The sequence below is a fragment of the Campylobacter concisus genome (genome assembly GCF_002913545.1).
GTDB classification, from domain to species: domain Bacteria; phylum Campylobacterota; class Campylobacteria; order Campylobacterales; family Campylobacteraceae; genus Campylobacter_A; species Campylobacter_A concisus_AV.
Genome location: NZ_PPBR01000056.1, coordinates 1 through 677 on the forward strand (window position 1 = coordinate 1; position 677 = coordinate 677).

Genomic DNA, 677 nt, shown 5'->3' on the forward strand with positions numbered 1-677 from the left:
TATCGTCACTTGGCGAGTAAATTTCTCGGTCGTGATCAAGGTAAAAGTCTATGACCTCACCTAGTTTCTCTCTTAGCTCGCTCTCGTCCTTTATCACAACCTCGCCTGAGATGTTTGCGCTAGTTGCGATGATGTCGTGCTCTAAGTGGTCAAAAAGCAAAAGATGTATGCCGCTAAATGCGAGCATGACGCCAAGCTTATTTAAATTTGGAGCGACACTTTTTGCGATATTTGAGCCGTTTTTTGCTTCAAGCAGGACGATCGGCTTTAAATTTGAGCTAAGAAGCTTCGCCTCTGCGTCTGAAATTTGCGCTATTTTTCTAGCGTTTTGTAAATTTTTACTCATCAGAGCAAAGGGCTTGCTTGGGCGGTGCTTTCTAGCTCTTAGCTCGCAAACTGCAGCTTCATTTGTCGCGTCGCAAACTAGATGAAAGCCACCAAGCCCTTTAATGGCTAAAATTTTGCCCTCGTTTATGAGCCCAGCCGCCTCTTTGGCTGCTTCATTCTCACTAGCCAAGACTTTGCCAAATTTATCTTTTAGATAGAGCTTTGGTCCGCAGTTTGGGCAAGAGATCGGCTCTGCGTGGTAGCGGCGATTAAGTGGGTCTTTGTATTCGCTCTCGCAAAACTCGCACATCTTAAACTCGTTCATCGTTGTATTTACCCTGTCATAAGGC

General features: G+C 45.2%; 1 protein-coding gene. It reads right to left on the reverse strand.

Translation table 11 applies throughout. The features are described 5' to 3' along the window. A partial coding sequence (locus CYP05_RS03645) for a Sua5/YciO/YrdC/YwlC family protein (RefSeq protein WP_141090272.1) occupies positions 1-677 on the reverse strand: 677 nt, incomplete at both ends.